Origin of the sequence: Flavobacterium sp. TAB 87 (assembly GCF_001529295.1) — a bacterium.
Taxonomy (GTDB): Bacteria; Bacteroidota; Bacteroidia; order Flavobacteriales; family Flavobacteriaceae; genus Flavobacterium.
Genome location: NZ_LLWK01000038.1, coordinates 829686 through 845807, shown reverse-complemented (window position 1 = coordinate 845807; position 16122 = coordinate 829686). Strand labels below are relative to the sequence as shown.

General features: G+C 36.9%; 12 protein-coding genes and 1 riboswitch. Of the genes, 3 read left to right on the top strand and 9 right to left on the bottom strand.

What is annotated here, in order from left to right; translation table 11 throughout:
• Positions 1-28 precede the first annotated feature (28 nt).
• The gene (locus tag AP058_RS15750; protein WP_231739706.1) at positions 29-1063 is read left to right on the top strand and encodes a DUF3078 domain-containing protein; all 1035 of its coding nucleotides are present in this window, start codon (positions 29-31) and stop codon (positions 1061-1063) included.
• On the opposite strand, the gene AP058_RS15745 is transcribed toward AP058_RS15750, so the two are convergent.
• A complete protein-coding gene (locus AP058_RS15745; protein ID WP_066313051.1) occupies positions 1064-2410 on the bottom strand; it encodes a deoxyguanosinetriphosphate triphosphohydrolase in 1347 nt (448 codons plus the stop codon).
• Positions 2411-2735: 325 nt separating this feature from the next.
• Here AP058_RS15745 and AP058_RS15740 point away from each other — a divergent pair, with 325 nt between their 5' ends.
• Both AP058_RS15740 and gldA read left to right on the top strand, forming a co-directional pair.
• Positions 2736-3254: a hypothetical protein gene (locus AP058_RS15740; protein ID WP_066313049.1), complete on the top strand. Its 519-nt coding sequence runs from the start codon at positions 2736-2738 to the stop codon at positions 3252-3254.
• Between the two features lie 193 nt (positions 3255-3447).
• Entirely contained in the window at positions 3448-4344 is an 897-nt protein-coding gene (gldA, locus tag AP058_RS15735) for a gliding motility-associated ABC transporter ATP-binding subunit GldA (protein WP_066313047.1), read from the top strand.
• 15 nt (positions 4345-4359) lie between these two features.
• Here the strand turns inward: gldA and AP058_RS15730 are convergent, their stop codons facing one another.
• From AP058_RS15730 to AP058_RS15695, 8 genes are all read right to left on the bottom strand, one after another.
• Positions 4360-5019: a hypothetical protein gene (locus AP058_RS15730; protein ID WP_066313044.1), complete on the bottom strand. Its 660-nt coding sequence runs from the start codon at positions 5017-5019 to the stop codon at positions 4360-4362.
• A 738-nt stretch (positions 5020-5757) separates the two neighbouring features.
• Positions 5758-6714, bottom strand: a complete 957-nt coding sequence (gene metF, locus AP058_RS15725) for a methylenetetrahydrofolate reductase [NAD(P)H] (protein ID WP_066313041.1) — start codon at positions 6712-6714, stop codon at positions 5758-5760.
• Positions 6715-6818: 104 nt separating this feature from the next.
• The gene (gene metH / locus AP058_RS15720; RefSeq protein WP_082706676.1) at positions 6819-9500 is read right to left on the bottom strand and encodes a methionine synthase; all 2682 of its coding nucleotides are present in this window, start codon (positions 9498-9500) and stop codon (positions 6819-6821) included.
• A 366-nt stretch (positions 9501-9866) separates the two neighbouring features.
• Positions 9867-10868 carry a homocysteine S-methyltransferase family protein gene (locus AP058_RS15715; RefSeq protein WP_066313039.1) on the bottom strand — a complete coding sequence of 334 codons (1002 nt, stop codon included), beginning with the start codon at positions 10866-10868 and terminating at the stop codon, positions 9867-9869.
• A 301-nt stretch (positions 10869-11169) separates the two neighbouring features.
• A riboswitch (SAM riboswitch) is annotated at positions 11170-11284 on the bottom strand.
• A gap of 166 nt (positions 11285-11450) precedes the next feature.
• Positions 11451-12503: an NAD(P)/FAD-dependent oxidoreductase gene (locus tag AP058_RS15710; RefSeq protein ID WP_066313036.1), complete on the bottom strand. Its 1053-nt coding sequence runs from the start codon at positions 12501-12503 to the stop codon at positions 11451-11453.
• Between the two features lie 98 nt (positions 12504-12601).
• On the bottom strand, positions 12602-13207 hold the full coding sequence (locus AP058_RS15705) for a bifunctional precorrin-2 dehydrogenase/sirohydrochlorin ferrochelatase (protein WP_066313034.1): 606 nt from the start codon (positions 13205-13207) through the stop codon (positions 12602-12604).
• The gene (gene cobA / locus AP058_RS15700) at positions 13204-13986 is read right to left on the bottom strand and encodes a uroporphyrinogen-III C-methyltransferase (protein WP_066313032.1); all 783 of its coding nucleotides are present in this window, start codon (positions 13984-13986) and stop codon (positions 13204-13206) included. The genes AP058_RS15705 and cobA overlap by 4 nt, the downstream gene beginning before the upstream one ends.
• Positions 13979-16069 carry a HEPN domain-containing protein gene (locus AP058_RS15695; protein ID WP_066313020.1) on the bottom strand — a complete coding sequence of 697 codons (2091 nt, stop codon included), beginning with the start codon at positions 16067-16069 and terminating at the stop codon, positions 13979-13981. Before AP058_RS15695 ends, cobA begins: the two co-directional genes overlap by 8 nt.
• Between the last annotated feature and the right edge of the window lie 53 nt (positions 16070-16122).

Below are 16122 nucleotides of genomic sequence, written 5' to 3'. Positions count from 1 at the left end.
TGCACAACCAAAAACTAAAACCTTTTTAATGAAACTAGTACGTTACTCCCTTTTAGTTCTTTCTCTATTATTTTGCACGATCATTTGGTCGCAAGAAGTCATCATCCGTACTAAATTACCAGAAAGCACTAGTTCTATTTGGTCTTTTAAAAACAAAATGAGCAGTCCGCAAGGTTTGATCATTCAGACACAATTGCACGACAGCGTTTCGAATTGGACAAAAAAGAATAAACTGGGTTTTGATATTTCCGAAATTGCTTTTGTCAACTGGAGTGCTGGTGGAACGAGTTCTATTTCGGGACTTTTTAAAAGTGAATTTACACGTGTTTACATTAATGGAAATCACAAATGGGCAAACGAACTTTTGGTGAAATATGGCCTTAACAAACAAGATGGTACAGAATTGCGTAAAACAGATGATGCACTAGTGCTTAACTCAACCTACGGCTTCCGATCTGACTCAACTTCAAACTGGTTCTACTCTGGGAAATTTAATTTTAATACTCAATTTACGAACGGTTACAAATACCCAAATAAGGATACACCAATCTCTAGCCCTTTTGCGCCAGCGTATATATTTTTAGGAGCTGGAGCTGAAAATGCATCAAAAGATCGAAATCGCGTATTCTACTTCTCTCCAATTACACTTAAAACTACCTTAGTTTTAGACCAGTATTTAGCCAATCAAGGATCATTTGGGGTTAAGAAAGCCATCTATGATGTTAATGGAAACTTGATTTCTCCAGGAGAAAAAGTAAAAGCAGAATTTGGTATTTTAGGAACTGCCTATTTGAAAAAAGAAATTTTTAAAAATATGGTCTTTGAAAACCGTCTGAGTTTATATACCGACTACTTAAACAAATTTGGTAATATTGATGTCGATTATGAGACCAAACTTGACTTGGTTGTAAATGAATATGTGCGAGCAAATATTGGCTTTCATTTAATTTATGATGACGATATCAAAAATAAAATAGAAGTAGAAGGCAAACAAATCACCGAAGGACCAAAAGCACAATTAAGACAAGTTTTAGGAGTTGGTGTTGTCTACGCCTTTCAATAATTATTCTCTTTTTCGACCATTTATGGTTTCAAAAAGCTCCAATGCATTTCCATCAGTTAATAACGAAACATAGTGGCAAATATGAAGCAATCGCTCATATAAGCTATCTTTTTCGATCTGGTGTTTTTCGGGTAACATTTTTAAAATAAGGTTGTCATAATTTGACGCCTTATCGTCGAATTTATTATTATAAGCAGTGCTGAATTTATCCAACAGCGTTTGAATAATTTGATATCCTACAATTTCCTTTTCGATTACTTCACGACTCTGATAAATATTAGCCACACTTAATCTGATTATATCATCCATTTGTGGCTTGTACTTACTTTTATCCATTAAAGCAAAAGGAAATTTCCCCTTTAAAATTGCTTCTTCATTTTCTATAAAGACTTGTACGGCGTCATTAATTAAGCTACCAATTGCCAAGGCGCGCAAATAACTTATACGATCTTCTTTGGTTGTTAAGGTTTTGTATTTTGATACTCCGATACTGTCTTTTACCAATTTAATCAAATATTCTAAAGCGTAGTCTTCTGAAACCAGACCTAAATTTATACCGTCTTCAAAGTCGATGATGGTGTAGCAAATATCATCGGCAGCTTCCACTAAATAAGCTAACGGATGTCTTTCAAAACCAATATCATTAGCAGATTTATTGGCCAACATTCCCATGTCTTCCGCAACTTTTTCGAAGAATCTTTTATCCGTTTGAAAAAAACCGTACTTTTTATCTGAAACATTTTTGGTTGGTTTTTTAGGCAAACTTTCTTTTGGATATTTCATAAAAGCTCCCAAAGTGGCATACGAAATTCGCAATCCACCTTCAATACCGGGACGACTGGCTGTTAATACTGAAAACCCATTCGCATTTCCTTCAAAATCAATTAAATCTTGCCATTCTTTTTCAGAAAGTTGCTCTTTATATCGTTGTCCGTTTCCAATAGAAAAATACTCGCCAATCGCTTTTTCACCCGAATGTCCAAAAGGCGGATTCCCGATATCATGCGCTAAGGATGCTGCCGCTACAATTGCTCCAAAATCATTCATGTGATAGCCATGAACTTCTTTTAAATAGGGATATTTTTCGATAATTTTCTTTCCAACCAAACGGCCCAAAGAACGACCTACTACCGAAACCTCTAAACTATGCGTCAATCTCGTGTGTACAAAATCGGTTTTTGAAAGCGGAATTACTTGTGTTTTATCTTGCAAACTTCTAAAAGCAGCCGAAAAAATAATTCGATCATAATCAACTTCAAAACCCAAACGCGTATCATCTTGTTCGGAGCGTAATCGTTTGTTGGTGTCGCCTTGACGCTTTAGAGATAAAAGTTGTTCCCAGTTCATTGTGATTGTAGATTATCGTCCTAAATAATAATTAAGACTTATTTCGAATTTTAAAAAATCAAAAATACGTTTTATTTTAAAACTTTTTCAGAGGAACTGTTGGTTTAAGCCGATTGACACCTAAAATAAGTGCTATACCATTTGAGTTCTGACAAAAAAACCAATATCTCGCTAAAATCCTTGGATGTCACTCCTACTTTCATTTAAATTTAAAAAATTTACCGTGACAAATTTCTTACGATAATCTAAAATTTAATCTTATATTTTAGTCGACTAATAATTCCTTTGAGATTCGATATTGAAAAGATTTTTAAATAGATAAATAATGAATGCTAAACACTTACTGTACATCCTAATTTTAGGATTATTACTTACCTCCTGCAAAACCTCAAAAAACATAAGCTATCACAACTTGTCTTCTTTAGATCGTAACTTTTCAGCATCTTATGAAAACAGGACAATCAAAGAAGGTTCATTTAAAAGTCAAACGTCACTTCTTCAGCTACTTAAAATAGAGGCTATCGATACAATTTCTGAAGTAAAGTTAGCGATTCAAAACAATGGAGAACTACAAATTGACTATGACAATCATAAGGGAGAACGAAAATCGATCGTACTTAAAGGGAAATTTAAAAAACATTATTACCAAATTTTCTTTGAAAGAAATCAAATCATTCTACCACCCTTTTACTGGGTTACGCATATTGAACGAATCCGATTAAGCATCTCTAAAGACAACTTACTTGTTATCAACAACTACAGCGAACACACCGGAATGATTATGATGTTTGCAGGCGGATCAAGTTCAAAAACGCAACATCTCTTTAAAAAATCGAGAAACTAACCCCAAAGAAAATTATACTTCAAATGGCAACGCGGTGCTGTGTTTAATTTCTCCCATGACAAAAATGCTATTCGTGTTACCGATATTCTGAATGGTCGACAATTTGTGCATTACAAAATCTTGGTAATGCACAAAATATTCTCTTTAATACATCGTTTTTTCTGAGTACTTTTGCCTGTAAATAAATTACGTTATGTCAATAGTAGTAAACAATCTTTCAAAAAGTTACGGCGTACAAAAAGCATTAGATTCTGTTTCATTTTCCATACAAAAAGGGGAAATTGTAGGTTTCCTAGGTCCGAATGGTGCGGGAAAGTCAACTTTGATGAAAATCTTAACTACGTATTTAGAAGCAGATTCAGGTACGGCTACTGTTAACGAATTTGACGTTACAATCAATCCGAAAAATGTACAATTGTCCATCGGCTATTTGCCCGAACACAATCCGTTGTACTTAGATTTATATGTACGAGAGTATTTATCGTTTAACGCCGACGTTTATAAAGTTGCAAAATCGCGGATTGAAGAAGTACTTACTCTTACGGGATTGAATAAAGAAAGTCACAAAAAAATTGGGCAATTGTCTAAAGGATATCGTCAGCGCGTGGGTTTAGCGAATGCGTTGCTGCACAATCCTGATGTTTTAATTTTAGATGAGCCTACAACAGGTTTAGATCCGAACCAACTGGTTGAGATTAGAAATGTGATTAAAAACGTGGGAAAAGACAAAACCGTTTTTCTTTCTACGCATATTATGCAAGAAGTTGAAGCCATTTGCGATCGTGTCATTATTATCAATAACGGAAAAATTGTTGCTGATAAAAAACTAGAACACTTAATATCTGCTGATAAAGAACAAGTGATTGAAGTGGAATTTGATTATAAAATAGAAGAACAATTAATTGCACGTATCGAAAACATTACCGCCTACAAAAACACCCATGATATGACTTGGGAATTGACTTTTTTATCAGATAAGGATATGCGTTCTGCAATCTTTGATTTCGCAACAGAAAACGGATTAAAAACACTACAGTTAAATACTAAAAACAAAAACTTAGAAGCTGTTTTTAGAGAAATGACCAAATAATTAATTTTCGTATACCTAGCTTTTTGGCAATGGTGCTCCAACAGAAACACCACAACGGTGCCCCTCTTGTCCGTGTGGCGGATTCATTCCAACGGCAGTTTCTGTGTTTGCAGAACTAGTAGATAATAATGTTGGCACAGGAGGCTGAACGGTAAAACTATTGGTAACTTCTCCCGAAGCTGTAGAGGATGTAGCTGCTGTAGTTGTTGTAGTGGCCTTGGAGTTTAAAGGTGCTCCAACAGAAATGTCGCAACGATGTCCTTTTTCGCCATGCGGCGGATTCATTCCTTTTGCAGTTTTCGCTGTTTGCATTACTGTTTGCATTTGCGGCTGCGTTTGCACTTGTGCAGTTTGCGCTTGCGTTGCAGTAGTTGCTCCGTTTGCTTGACTATTTAATGGTGCTCCAACAGCAATGTCGCAACGGTGATTGGGTTGTCCATGCGCAGGATTAATGCCTGCTGCCATCGAAGGCGTTCCAGTTGCTGAAGTTTCGTGAAATAAATTATGTTGTTGTGCTGCGGGCTCTTGCGAAGTTTGCGTTTGTAGCGCGTCTGTAGTTTGTTGGGTAAACGGAGTAATTAATCTCGGATCTGCTTTTGAGGTTTCTTCTGCATTGTTTTTACAAGAAACAAGTACAAGTGCCGCCGCTAAAAAAGTATAATAAATGGGTTTCATCTGGAGAAAATCTATGGTATTAAATTCAAATATAACATTTTAATGCGACGCTCCCAAATGGCTTTTTTAATAGCTGCTTTTATTATTTGCGGCAAAAGTCTTCGCTTCACTGACAATTTGAACGTCTTTTTGGATAGTTCTCCAGTTCAAAATAGAAGGTTAAATTGCGTATTTCGCTTGATAGAGCTTTTGTGGCATTAAATATTGATCAATATGATTTAGTTTTTTAGCTATTCCGAAACTCTGGTTTAATTTTTTTACCCTTTTAAAGTAAAGCAAACATTATTCAAGATAGTGGGTACTAATAATTCAAAAATAAGAACTTTCCTGTATAAAATCAGTAAGCAAACGAGCCATCTGATACTATGCTCTAATCATTCTTGTATTCCATTTTTGACATAAGCCACTAATAGTTGTTGGTAAGGTTTGAAAAAAAAGAAGTCCTTTATTTTTAAACATTTACAGAATGTTTTCTAAATCGCATTGGTTTTGTTTTAGCATCGTATCCGTAAAGAAATATGTTTGTAAAACTATACTTCTTAGTGAAATAAAATTGCGAACAATTACTACTCTACTAGCCCGGATGGGAGCGACATCCTTTTTTTTATTTTTTGAAGACAAAAAAGATACAGTGGACAGCCGGATTAGCTCCTGAAAGATAGTATAATAAAAAAAGGAACCTGCATCGAAAATTATTTCAAATAGAGGTTCCTTTTTTGTAGATATGCCGCAATTGGTTTAAAAAATCGTACTGGCGATCTGACGAATATTTTCTGATTTACCCATTGAATAATAGTGTAAAACAGGAACTCCCGCTTCTTTTAATTCTTTCGATTGTTGAATGGCCCATTCGATACCGACTTGTCTGATGTCTGCATTATTTTTGCATTTTTCCACCGCATCGATTAAATCTTCAGGCAGATCAATACGGAAAATTTGTGGCAAAACTTGCAAGTGACGGTGTACGGCAATCGGTTTAATTCCTGGAATAATTGGAATCGTGATTCCAATTTCGCGCGCTTTATTTACGAATTCAAAGTATTTTGAATTGTCAAAAAACATCTGAGTTACTACATAATCAGCACCAGCATCTACTTTTTCTTTCAGACGTTTTAAGTCCGAAATCAACGAAGGCGACTCTAAATGTTTCTCTGGATAACCCGCTACTCCAATACAGAAGTTTGCTTTATTATCGATATCCATCATTTCATGCAAATATCTTCCTTTGTTCAAATCATCAATTTGTTTCACCAAATCAGTGGCAAAACAATTTCCACCTGCTTTAGGAATAAACGATTGCTCGTCTTTCATGGCATCACCACGCAACGCCATCACGTTATTGATCCCTAAATAATGGCAATCGACCAACATATATTCCGTTTCTTCTTTGGTAAACCCACCACAAAGTAAATGCGGAACGGTGTCGACATTGTATTTATGCTTGATAGAAGCACAAATTCCCAATGTTCCCGGACGCATGCGCGTTAACTTTTTATCTAAAAGTCCGTTGCCTTTATCGATATAAATATACTCTTCGCGAGAAGTTGTCACGTCGATAAATGGTGGTTTAAACTCCATCAACGGATCGATGTTGTCGTACAACTCTTGAATGTTTTTACCTTTTTGAGGCGGAATAATTTCAAAAGAGAATAAGGTTTTCCCCTTGGCTTCGGTTATGTGTTCGGTTACTTTCATAAGTTATCCCTCTAACCCCCGAAGGGGGCATTCCTGAGAGGGCACCAGGATTATTACAAATTCTTAATTTCCTACTCCTCCCTTTTGGGGAGGTGGGGTGGGGATTAATCTGCTATATTAGGACTCAACCATTTGGTCGCATTGTCGGTTGATGTGCTGCGACGCTTGGCATAGTCTACAATTTGATCTTCTTTCATTTTACCTAAGCCGAAATACTTACTATCTGGGTTTGCGAAATAATAACCCGATACTGCCGCAGAAGGCCACATGGCCATACTTTCGGTCAAGGTTACTCCAATTGCCTCTTCTACATTTAGTAATTTCCAAATAGTTGGTTTTTCTAAATGGTCTGGACAAGCTGGATATCCAGGCGCAGGACGAATACCTTTATAGTTTTCTTCAATTAAAGCTTCGGTACTTAACACTTCATCAGACGCATAACCCCAATATTCTTTACGTACTTTTTCGTGCAGGTATTCCGCAAAAGCTTCGGCTAAACGGTCCGCTAATGATTTAACCATGATCGAGTTGTAGTCGTCTAAATTGGCACGAAATTCATCAGCCCATTCCTCAACTCCAAATCCGGTGGTTACACAGAATGCACCCATATAATCGGTTTTCCCAGAATCTTTTGGCGCAATAAAGTCAGCCAAAGCAATGTTTGGTGCTCCTTTTGTTTTTTGTGATTGCTGACGAAGCGTTAAGAATTTTTCGATTGCTTTTCCGTTTTCATCGTACAACTGAATATCATCGTCATCAACTTGATTGGCTGGGAAAATTCCAAAAATACCTTTGGCGGTAAATTTCTTTTCTTTCAAAATTAAGTCTAGCATTTCCTGGGCATCTTTAAACACCGCTTGTGCTTGCTCTCCCACGACCTCATCAGTAAGAATCGCTGGATATTTACCATGCAATTCCCAAGTTCTAAAAAACGGCGTCCAGTCGATATAGGGAACCAAAACATCCAACTCAATGTCGACCACTTGCGCACCAATCTTTTTAGGCTTTACAAAGTCGTAAGCCTCCCAATCCAATTGCAATTTGTTTTTTCGCGCTTGTTCGATTGTTAGATAATTTTTATCTCTCGAACGGCTTAAAAACGTTTCTCTAAACGCATCGTATTCCGCACGAATATCGCTCGCATAGACTTTTTTATTCTTATCCAATAAATTTCCAGCAACCGTTACCGCTCTAGACGCATCGTTTACGTGAATGATCGTTTCTCTGTATTGAGGTGCAATTTTCACGGCAGTGTGCGCGCGCGAAGTGGTTGCTCCACCAATCATTACTGGGATTTTTAGTCCGCGTTTGTCTAATTCTTTGGCTACGTACACCATTTCGTCTAGCGAAGGTGTAATTAAACCACTCAGACCAATAATATCGACTTCGTGTTCAATAGCCGCTGCAATAATTTTTTCGGGAGGCACCATTACTCCAAGATCTACAATCTCGTAATTGTTACACGCCAAAACTACCGCAACTATATTTTTACCAATATCATGTACATCACCTTTTACGGTTGCCATTAATATTTTTCCGTTTCCTTGCTTGTCGCCTGCTTGCTTGCTTGCCTCGATAAATGGCAACAAATAAGCTACGGCCTTTTTCATTACACGTGCTGATTTTACTACTTGTGGCAGGAACATTTTTCCGCTACCAAATAAATCACCCACCACGTTCATTCCCGTCATCAAATTAATTTCGATCACTTCGATTGGTTTGGTTGCTGCTAAACGCGCTTCCTCTACATCTTCAACAATAAATTGATCAATTCCTTTTACCAACGCATGTGAAATTCGATCTTGAATAGAACCAGAACGCCATTCTTGAATTGCTTTCTCATTGCTTTTCACATCTCCTTTTACATTTTCAGCAAAATCCAACAAACGTTCTGTGGCATCGTCGCGACGGTTTAAAATAACATCTTCAACATGTTCTAATAAATCTTTCGGAATATCATCATAAATAGTCAACATCTCTGGGTTAACAATACCCATTGTCATTCCGTTTTTAATGGCGTGGTACAAAAAAACCGAATGCATTGCTTCCCGAACTGCATCATTTCCTCTAAACGAAAATGAGACGTTACTTACTCCACCACTAATGTGTGCGTGTGGCAAATTTTCGCGAACCCACTTAGTCCCTCTAAAGAAATCTAAAGCGTTCAAGCGATGCTCGTCCATTCCTGTCGCTACGGGAAAAATATTTAAATCGAAAATAATGTCTTGCGGAGGAAAACCTACTTTATCGACTAAAATATCATACGAGCGCTGACAAATTTCAACGCGTCGTTCGTAATTATCGGCTTGACCTACTTCATCAAAAGCCATAATAATCGCAGCAGCTCCGTAGCGCTTTATCAATTTGGCATGATGAATAAAAGCTTCTTCTCCTTCCTTTAATGAAATAGAGTTTACGACACTTTTTCCTTGAACCACTTTCAATCCCGCTTCAATGATTTCCCATTTCGAACTGTCAATCATAATAGGCACGCGCGAAATATCAGGCTCCGAAGCAATTAAATTTAAGAATTTGGTCATTGCCTCAACACCATCGAGCATTCCTTCATCCATATTAATATCGATAATTTGCGCCCCACCTTCCACTTGCTCTTTGGCAATGCTCAATGCTTCTTCAAATTTCTCTTCTTTAATTAGTCGAAGAAATTTTCGCGAACCAGTTACATTGGTCCGTTCACCAATATTAACAAAAACACTTTCGGGTGTAATGATTAACGGTTCTAATCCCGATAAAACAAGGTTTCTTCTCTTTTCTACTTCTGCCATTTCTTTTTTTGAATTACTGAGACACTAAGTTGCTTAGGTTCTAAGTTTATATTGTTTGCTCTTTTCAAAGCAATTCATTTCATTAGTTGGGCGTGTCCCTAAAGGGTCGGGCTATTCGCTCCCACTTTTTTTCTTGGTAAAAAACCAACAAAAAAGAGTTCCACTACTATCCCTCACGCGGTTTTGTAATTTAAATCGATTATTGTAATTTCTCTAAAATTACAGTAATCGATAATCTTGCGCTTCCGACGAAGAACGAATCTCCGATAGACAATTCACTTGTGACTATTTCTCATTTGTCAGATTGACAAAAAAACGACAACATGTTTACTATTTAAAAGGTTATAAAATCTTTTAATCTTTTATTTACATCGTCGCTGTTGAAACGCGCGGCTTATATTCTGCTGCAGCTTCTGCTATCAATCGGATGTGATTTGGAGTGGTACCGCAACAACCACCAATAATATTTACTAAACCATCTTCTAAATATTCGCGAATAAAGGCTTGCGTTTGTTCTGGCGTTTCGTCGTATTGACCGAAAGCATTGGGCAAACCTGCGTTTGGATGCGCTGAAACATTAAAAGAAGTGCGTTGCGATAGTGTTTTTAAATACGGTTTTAGCAAATCAGCTCCCAAAGCACAATTGAAACCAACACTCAATAGCGGAATATGCGAAACAGAGGTTAAAAATGCCTCTACAGTTTGTCCCGAAAGTGTTCGTCCGGATGCATCGGTAATCGTTCCTGAAACCATGATTGGCACATCGATATTGCGTTCTTCTTTTACTTGTTCGATAGCAAAAAGTGCTGCTTTGGCATTTAAAGTATCAAAAATTGTTTCTACCAATAATAAGTCACAGCCACCGTCTAACAGGGCTTCGACTTGCTGTTTGTAGGCAATTCGTAAATCATCAAAAGTTACGGCTCTGTATCCGGGATCATTTACATCGGGCGACATACTTGCCGTACGATTTGTTGGTCCAATTGAACCTGCTACAAAACGTGGTTTTGATGGATCTTTTGCTGTAAAAATTTGGGCTACTTCTTTAGCGATTTTTGCCGATTGGTAGTTCAATTCGTAAACCGCATCTTCGAGATGGTAATCGGCCATACCAATTGTTGTACTTGAAAATGTATTTGTTTCGATTATGTCTGCGCCTGCTTCAAAATATAAAGTGTGCACGTCTTTTATCGCTTGCGGTTGGGTAAGCGATAGTAAATCGTTATTGCCTTTTACAGAATAGGGAAAATCTTTGAACTGTTCGCCACGAAAATCTTCTTCCGAAAAATTGTAGCGTTGTAACATCGTTCCCATTGCTCCATCGAGCACTAGTATTCTTTCCTTTATCGCCTCTTGAATTGTTGCCATACTATTATATTTCTCGCAAAGTGTAAACTCACGTTGCCTTTTTTTTATTCAATTTCTTGCTAAGACGCTACCGCGCAAAGCTATTTGCATCCAAATGGATTGTTTCTAAAAATTCACTATTGTAAGCCTCTAGCCCTGGGTGCAGCGGCATCCTTTTTTGCTGGGGTTCAGCAAAAAAGATACAGCGAAAAACAGGAACCTTGTTGCTAAAAAAGCGCCAATGTTAGTGCTTCTACTACAGCTTACTGTTGTTATATCGATAAAGTTTCATGAAAAGTTTTGAAGAATACGTGATGTATTTATGTTATCTATCTTTTGTACTGAGTACCAGTTTAAAGTAGAATGTAGCACCTTCTTTATAGTAAAGGGTTGCTAAGGTTTCATCGGGTCTTTCCCTCCGCCTTTCGTGATAACTTTCAATAAAATTAAGAACAGTGCAAAGGTAAGCAATAGGCCTGCGACTTGCAAATTTTTTCTTTAAAGTTTCAAGGGATCTAAGGGAGCAAGCTGCTAAGTGAAAAGGCCCTGAGTTAGCAAGTAAAAAACTCAGCAACTCAGAACCTTACTATCTTAATCTCTTTTTTAAACAATTGCCTTTACAACTGCTTTTGGTGCTTCTTTGCGCGTTCCGTCGAAACCATCTACGCCTGATACGGTCGTATATTTTAAAACGTATTTTTTACCAGGATTGATAATTTGATACGCTGCTTGACACATTAAAGTTGCTTCGTGGAAACCACATAAAATCAACTTTAATTTGCCTGGATACGTATTTACATCTCCAATTGCAAAAATTCCCGGAATATTAGTTTGGTAATCCAAGGCATTGTTTACTTTGATGGCATTTTTTTCAATCTCTAATCCCCAATCTCCAATTGGTCCTAATTTTGGTGTCAGTCCGAAAAGTGGAATAAAGTAATCGCATGCCACACTACGGTGTGCGCCATTCTCATCTAAATCTACAGATTCAATGTGCTCCGCTCCATTAATACCCACAACCTCAGCTGGAGTGATTAATTTTATCTTACCCGCTGTTTTTAATTCTTGTACTTTATCAACCGAATCTAAAGCGCCTCTAAATTCGTTTCTTCGGTGAACCAAGGTTACTTCTGAAGCGATATCGGCCAAAAAGATGCTCCAGTCTAAAGCAGAATCTCCTCCACCAGCGATGACAACTTTTTTATCTCTAAATTTTTCTGGATTCTTAATAAAGTATTTAACTCCTTTATCTTCATAAAAATTAATTCCATCAATAAGTGGTTTGCGCGGTTCAAAACTTCCTAAACCTCCTGCTATAGCAATAACTGGAGCGTTAAATTGCTTGCCTTTATTCGTTGTAACAATAAAGCTACCGTCTTCTTGTTTTGCAATGGTTTCAGCACGTTCGCCTAATGTAAAACCGGGCTCGAACTGCTTAATTTGCTCCATTAATCCGTCTACTAAATCACCTGCTAACACTTCTGGGAAACCCGGAATATCGTAAATAGGCTTCTTAGGATACAATTCTGATAGTTGACCGCCCGCTTGTGGGAGAGCATCTAATATATGGCATTTTAATTTTAATAAACCTGCTTCGAACACTGCAAATAAGCCAGTGGGTCCGGCTCCGATTATGAGTATGTCTGTCTTAATCATTGTGTAATTATTTATAATAATTCTTAATAACTACAAAGAAACAAATAAAAGCAAAAGTGTGCAATGACAATTATCAATATCTTCTTTGTAAGATTGTTTTATTCTTTGTTTTTTAATGCCAACGTTATTTCGTTCATCTTCTTTACTTTGTCTTCAAAATCGCCCTTTAACGTTTTACGGTATTCATTTAAATTTTGAACCATTTCATTGATATCTTCTGGAATAATTTCTTCAAAAAATTCACGAAGTCTTTTGGCAGTTGTAGGCGATTTACCGTTAGTTGAAATAGCAACTTTTACATGCCCTTTGGTCACTATTCCTCCCAAATAATAATCGCAAAAATCAGGTGTATCTGCGATATTGCACATTAAATATCTCTTTCTAGCTTGCTTAAAAATTTTCTCGTTCACTTTTATTTTGTCGGTACAAGCAATAACCAAATGCCTTTTTTTTAACATTTGCTTTTTATACTTCACGTTTGTCAAAGAAACTGTTGGATGTTTAGCGGCTAATTCTACCAATTCTGGCAAGAAAAAAGGAGCCACCACCTCGACATTAGCATTGGGACTTGACTTTAACATGAAAAACAATTTTTCTAAACCCACATTTCCTCCGCCTACAATTAAAACATTCAGATTATGAAGTTTTAAAAAAACGGGATACAATTCGTTTCGTTCTAAATTGCTTGTTGTTACTGTGTTCATCGTGCTTGTAAACTGTATTTATTAGCGGCAAATTCTTGATAAATTCCTTTTAATTTGGTGCTTTCTCGTACTACTTCTCCAATTATTATAATTGCTGGAGAACCCAATTTTTGTTCTTTTACAATTTCAGCAATCGTATCTATCGTACCTGTTCCAACTTTTTCTTGAGGTGTGGTACCGTTTTGAATAATAGCAACGGCTTGATTGCCTTTTCCTTCTTTTTGAAACAAAGAAATAATTTGTGGCAATTTACTCATTCCCATTAAAATGACAACGGTAGCTGATGATTTTGCTGCTAAAGCGACATCGTTTGATAATTTTCTGTCGGAAGTTGTACCTGTTATGGCCCAAAAACTTTCAGAAACTCCTCTTTTGGTAATGGATATCCCTTGTGAAGCTGGTACGGCAATAACCGAAGATATTCCTGGTATAACCGCCGTTTCTATTCCGAAACTTGCGATAAAGTCAATTTCTTCACTTCCTCTTCCAAACACAAATGGATCACCACCTTTTAAGCGAACCACATTACCATAAGTCAAAGCATTGTCAACAATTAATTGATTGATTTGGTCTTGCGTATAGGAATGATTACCAATTCTTTTTCCAACAAAAATTTTGATCGCATTTTTTGGAGCGTACTCTAAAATAGCTTCACACGCTAAAGCATCGTACAAAACTACATTGGCTTCAGCTAGTGCTTTTGCTCCTTTTACAGTTAACAATTCGGGATCACCCGGACCTGCTCCTACTAAAGTTACTTTGGGGTTTCTTTTAAACATTGGCTAGTTCTTGAGCTCTAAAAGCTTCAATTGTATTAAAAAACGCTATGGCTTCGTTAAGGTATTGTATGGCAAATTCTTGGGTTGGCTCACTTGAGTTGATTTGGTAAACAGTATCACTGAAAGAACTTTTAAAATCCACTTTCCCTGTTGCTACAAACACTTTATCAAAAGACTCAATGATACCAAAATGTGTATTTGTTTTTTGATCCTCTGAAATTAATAATGCTTTTGCTCCATTTACAAAACCAGCATAAGCATGGTAAATGGCATCTGCATATTTATTTTCTTCTAGAGATTCTTTTGCATTCGTTAGTTTGTCTTTGGCTTCTAGCAATAAAGTAGCCACTAAATCAATTACAACACCCGCACATTCTCCTACACCAACTGCTTTTACATAGTTGTCTGCATTTCCCCAATCGATATAATCGGCTTCAGCAAGATTAGTTACATCAGCAAGTGGTTTTAAAATTTCGTAGAAATATTTCTCCCCTTTTTCATCGTAGTAATTTAAAAATGATCGTCCGTTAGCGTGGGCATTAAAATCATTTAAAACAGTACGCAACGCTTCTGGTCCTCTTTTACTCGGAATTTTAATTACTTTATCTGCAAAACGACCTTGACCGTTACCTAAGCGTCCACCTCCTAATAAAACTTGCAACGCCGGCGCTACTAATTTACCTGCGTTAATAGACATTCCTTGAAAACCAATGGCAGACATATTGTGTTGTCCACAAGCGTTCATACAACCACTAATTTTAATTTCTATCTCATTATTTTTAAGATATTGTGGGTATTCTGCATGAATTACTTTCTCTAATTCCGCTGCGATTCCGGTACTACTTGCAATTCCTAAATTACACGTATCGGTTCCTGGACAAGCTGTAATATCAGCAGTTGAATTGTAACCCAAAGCCACCATATCTAATTTGGCTAATTCTTGATAAAAGAACGGTAAGTTTTCTTCTTTTATATTACGTAAAACAATATTTTGACGCAGTGAAAAACGCAACTCATTAGCTCCATAATTTTTAATTAAGTCTGCTAAAATTTGTGCTTTATCCGTATAAAAATCACCTAACAATACTTTTATTCCAATAGCATAATAGCCTTTTTGTTTCTGCGCAATAACGTTCGATTCTCTCCAAGCTTCATAAGCAGTAGTATCTTCGACTGTAACTTTTGGCACTTCCAATAGTGTTTCTGGAATCGCACCATCGTAGCCACTAGAATCAATTTCATAGGTTTCAAAAGCAATTGCTTTTTTCTCTTTTTCAACCAATTCTAAAAACGCATCTCTTCCTAAATCTTTAATTAAGAATTTCATACGCGCTTTCATTCTTTTGGTACGTTCGCCGTGACGATCAAAAACTCGAATGATTCCCTCAACAGTTGGGACAATTTGATTGGCTGGAATAAATTCGCTCAGCAATTCTGCATGCGCAGGTTGAGATCCTAAACCACCACCAATAACCGCTTTAAATCCGTGAACTCCATCAACAATTTTTGCAATTAGTCCAAAATCGTGCAAATAACTCAATGCAGTATCTTCATCAGAAGAAGAAAACGAAATTTTAAATTTACGTCCCATTTCTTGACAAATTGGATTTCTCAATAAATACTGAAACATTCCATGTGCATAAGGCGTGACATCAAAAGGTTCATTAACATCAACTCCCGCTAATTCACTAGCAGTAATATTTCGTACCGTATTTCCACAAGCTTCTCTTAATGTAATATCGTCTTTAGCCAATTGCGACCATAGTTCAGGCGTTCGGTCTAAACTAACAAAGTGAATTTGTATGTCTTGTCGGGTTGTAATGTGCAAACGTCCGGTAGAATATTCGTTAGACACAGCAATAATTCTGCTTAATTGCTCACTCGTTACTTTCCCGTAAGGCAACTTAATACGAATCATTTGTACACCCTCTTGACGTTGTCCGTAAATACCACGTGCCAAACGAAGGCTACGAAAACGCTCGCCATCCATTGTTCCGCCACGAAATGCATGAATTCTTTTCTCTAATTCAATGATTTCTTTTTGAACTACTGGATTTTCAATTTCTGATCTAAAAGTTTTCATTTTTTATTTTGCTTTTGGCTTCTAGCTTTTAGCTATTAGCGCTTACTGTTATA

Bases quoted from the DNA above. Each gene is read 5' to 3' on its own strand.
- AP058_RS15750 (WP_231739706.1), top strand. From the start codon at position 29: ATGAAACTAGTACGTTACTCCCTTTTAGTTCTTTCTCTATTATTTTGC.
- AP058_RS15745 (WP_066313051.1), bottom strand. From the start codon at position 2,410: ATGAACTGGGAACAACTTTTATCTCTAAAGCGTCAAGGCGACACCAAC.
- AP058_RS15740 (WP_066313049.1), top strand. From the start codon at position 2,736: ATGAATGCTAAACACTTACTGTACATCCTAATTTTAGGATTATTACTT.
- gldA (WP_066313047.1), top strand. From the start codon at position 3,448: ATGTCAATAGTAGTAAACAATCTTTCAAAAAGTTACGGCGTACAAAAA.
- AP058_RS15730 (WP_066313044.1), bottom strand. From the start codon at position 5,019: ATGAAACCCATTTATTATACTTTTTTAGCGGCGGCACTTGTACTTGTT.
- metF (WP_066313041.1), bottom strand. From the start codon at position 6,714: ATGAAAGTAACCGAACACATAACCGAAGCCAAGGGGAAAACCTTATTC.
- metH (WP_082706676.1), bottom strand. From the start codon at position 9,500: ATGGCAGAAGTAGAAAAGAGAAGAAACCTTGTTTTATCGGGATTAGAA.
- AP058_RS15715 (WP_066313039.1), bottom strand. From the start codon at position 10,868: ATGGCAACAATTCAAGAGGCGATAAAGGAAAGAATACTAGTGCTCGAT.
- AP058_RS15710 (WP_066313036.1), bottom strand. From the start codon at position 12,503: ATGATTAAGACAGACATACTCATAATCGGAGCCGGACCCACTGGCTTA.
- AP058_RS15705 (WP_066313034.1), bottom strand. From the start codon at position 13,207: ATGAACACAGTAACAACAAGCAATTTAGAACGAAACGAATTGTATCCC.
- cobA (WP_066313032.1), bottom strand. From the start codon at position 13,986: ATGTTTAAAAGAAACCCCAAAGTAACTTTAGTAGGAGCAGGTCCGGGT.
- AP058_RS15695 (WP_066313020.1), bottom strand. From the start codon at position 16,069: ATGAAAACTTTTAGATCAGAAATTGAAAATCCAGTAGTTCAAAAAGAA.